Below are 2,750 nucleotides of genomic sequence, written 5' to 3'. Positions count from 1 at the left end.
CCCGGCCCGCCCGGGGGCGGCCCGGCTCCTCCGGTAGTGCCGGCCGCGGGCCGGCAACCTTGCCGTGGTAGTGCCGGCCGCTGGCCGGCAACTCCGTGACCCGAAGGCGGGGTCAGGCTCCCCTGCGGGGGATCTGGCCCCACCCACCCACCGGCTACCCCCGATTCAGGCTGTTCAGGCAGAATCCCCCCATACCCTTCCAGGATCTGCCCATGCGCGTTCTGCTGCTTTCCTCCCTGCTGCTCACCGTCACCGCCTGTACCTGGGTGCCGATCGAACCGGCCGGCAAGGCGACCCGCGTGCTGCCGGCAGGCCCGGTTCCCGCTGGCTGCATCGCCAAGGGCGAGGTGGTGGTGACCGTGAAGAGCAAGGTCGGCTTCTACAACCGCAACCCGCTGCGTGTGCAGGAAGAGCTGGAAACCCTGGCCCGCAACGAGGCGCCGAGCGCCGGTGCCAATGCCGTGCAGGCCGCCGCGGCTCCGGCCGATGGCAGTCAGCGCTTCGCCGCTTTCCAGTGCCCGCCGCGCTGAACGCTTCACCATACGGCCAAGCCTGAATTCGTAAAGATGCGGTGAAGGCCCCGGGGGTTATAGAATAGCGCCCCCTTTTGCCTGAGCCTTGGCGCTAACCTCGATGCTCTTCAAGAATGTCTCGATCGCCGGCCTGGCACACGTTGATGCGCCGCATACGCTGACGACCAAGGAAATCAACGAGCGGCTGCAGCCGACGTTGGATCGCCTCGGTATCCGCACCGACGTGCTCGGCGATATCGCCGGCATCCATGCCCGCCGCCTGTGGGACAACGGCGTGCTTGCGTCCGATGCCGCCACCATGGCCGGCCGCAAGGCGCTGGAAGACGCGGGCATCGATGCAACGCAGGTTGGCCTGCTGGTCAACACCTCGGTCAGCCGCGACTACCTGGAGCCGTCCACGGCCTCCATCGTGTCGGGCAACCTCGGTGTCAGCGACGAGTGCATGACCTTCGACGTCGCCAATGCCTGCCTGGCCTTCATCAACGGCATGGATATCGCGGCGCGCATGATCGAGCGCGGCGACATCGACTACGCGCTGGTGGTGGATGGCGAGACCGCCAACCTGGTGTACGAGAAGACCCTGGAGCGCATGACCGCCCCGGACGTCACCGCCGACGATTTCCGCAACGAGCTGGCCGCCCTGACCACGGGTTCGGGCGCCGCCGCGATGGTGATGGCGCGCTCGGAACTGGTGCCGGATGCGCCGCGCTACAAGGGTGGCGTGACCCGCTCGGCCACCGAGTGGAACCAGCTGTGCCTGGGCAACCTGGACCGCATGGTCACCGACACCCGCCTGCTGCTGATCGAAGGCATCAAGCTGGCGCAGAAGACCTTCAGCGCCGCCAAGATCGCACTCGGCTGGGCTGTGGAAGAACTGGACCAGTTCGTGATCCACCAGGTCAGCCAGCCGCACACCGCCGCGTTCATCAAGAACTTCGGCATCGACCCGAAGAAGGTCATGACCATCTTCGGCGAGCACGGCAACATCGGCCCGGCCTCGGTGCCGATCGTGCTGAGCAAGCTCAAGCAGCTGGGCAAGCTGAAGAAGGGCGATCGCATCGCGCTTCTGGGCATTGGCTCGGGCCTGAACTGCTCGATGGCTGAAGTGGTCTGGTAAGCAGCCCGCTGCCCGACCTCCTGTAGAGCCGAGCCATGCTCGGCTCACGCGCGCAGCGCGGCTCTTCCGCAGCGGACCGGAGAGCAGCCGAGCATCGGCTCGGCTCTACATTGCGCCGCGACTCTCCTTAGGTGCTCCGCATGCGCGATCTTCCCGGTTACCCCGCCCACCCGCAGCGCTTCGAGCTCCGCCCCGGCCTGTCGATGAACTATCTCGACGAAGGCCCGCGCGATGGCGAAGTGGTGGTGATGGTGCATGGCAACCCTTCGTGGAGCTATTACTGGCGCACGCTGGTGGCCGGCCTGTCGGACACGTACCGCTGCATCGTGCCGGATCACATCGGCATGGGCCTGTCGGACAAGCCCGATGACAGCCGCTACGAGTACACGCTGCAGTCGCGCGTGGACGACCTTGATGCGCTGCTGAAGCACCTGGGCATCACCGGTCCGGTGACCCTGGCCGTGCACGACTGGGGCGGCATGATCGGCTTCGGCTGGGCGCTGTCGCACCACGACCAGGTGAGGCGCCTGGTGGTGCTCAACACCGCCGCGTTCCCGATGCCGGCAGCGAAGAAGATGCCGTGGCAGATCGCGCTGGGCCGGCACTGGAAGATCGGCGAGTGGATCATCCGCACCTTCAACGCGTTCTCGTCCGGTGCCTCGTGGCTGGGTGTGGAGCGGAAGATGCCGGCCGATGTGCGCCGCGCCTACGTGTCGCCGTACAACAACTACGCCAACCGCATCAGCACCATCCGTTTCATGCAGGACATCCCGCTGTCGCCGGCCGACAAGGCCTGGTCGCTGCTGGAGCGTGCCGGCAAAGCGCTGCCGTCGTTCGCGGACCGCCCGGCCTTCCTCGGCTGGGGCCTGCGCGACTTCGTGTTCGACCACCACTTCCTGAAGGGCTTCCAGGCGGCGCTACCGCAGGCCCAGGTGCATGCCTTCGAGGATGCCGGGCATTACGTGCTGGAAGACAAGCACGAAGTGCTGGTGCCGGAAATCCGCGCGTTCCTGGACAAGAACCCGATCTGAGGTGTGGCGCCCCACCGGCGGCACCCCCCCGCACGGGCCCAGGGGTGGGGGCGACCGGGGGGGGGGGAC

General features: G+C 67.2%; 3 protein-coding genes. All 3 read left to right on the top strand.

Annotated elements, in window-relative coordinates; all coding sequences use genetic code 11:
• Window positions 1–212: 212 nt before the first annotated feature.
• The 3 genes from V3B48_RS11350 to V3B48_RS11340 all read left to right on the top strand — a co-directional run bounded on the left by V3B48_RS11350 (window position 213) and on the right by V3B48_RS11340 (window position 2,681).
• Window positions 213–530, top strand: coding sequence for a DUF4156 domain-containing protein (locus V3B48_RS11350; RefSeq protein WP_005407628.1), 318 nt, complete (start codon window positions 213–215; stop codon window positions 528–530).
• Window positions 531–633: 103 nt separating this feature from the next.
• On the top strand, window positions 634–1,650 hold the full coding sequence (locus V3B48_RS11345; RefSeq protein WP_107431623.1) for a 3-oxoacyl-ACP synthase III: 1,017 nt from the start codon (window positions 634–636) through the stop codon (window positions 1,648–1,650).
• A gap of 140 nt (window positions 1,651–1,790) precedes the next feature.
• Window positions 1,791–2,681, top strand: coding sequence for an alpha/beta fold hydrolase (locus tag V3B48_RS11340; RefSeq protein WP_329893760.1), 891 nt, complete (start codon window positions 1,791–1,793; stop codon window positions 2,679–2,681).
• The last annotated feature ends 69 nt before the right edge of the window (window positions 2,682–2,750 follow it).

Origin of the sequence: Stenotrophomonas sp. SMYL20, assembly GCF_036320045.1 — a bacterium.
GTDB classification, from domain to species: domain Bacteria; phylum Pseudomonadota; class Gammaproteobacteria; order Xanthomonadales; family Xanthomonadaceae; genus Stenotrophomonas; species Stenotrophomonas maltophilia_A.
Note: the sequence above shows the minus strand (reverse complement) of the source record. Positions and strands in the feature narration are given on the sequence as shown.

Coding starts and splice junctions, on each gene's coding strand:
- V3B48_RS11350 (WP_005407628.1), top strand. CDS start 213: ATGCGCGTTCTGCTGCTTTCCTCCCTGCTGCTCACCGTCACCGCCTGT.
- V3B48_RS11345 (WP_107431623.1), top strand. CDS start 634: ATGCTCTTCAAGAATGTCTCGATCGCCGGCCTGGCACACGTTGATGCG.
- V3B48_RS11340 (WP_329893760.1), top strand. CDS start 1,791: ATGCGCGATCTTCCCGGTTACCCCGCCCACCCGCAGCGCTTCGAGCTC.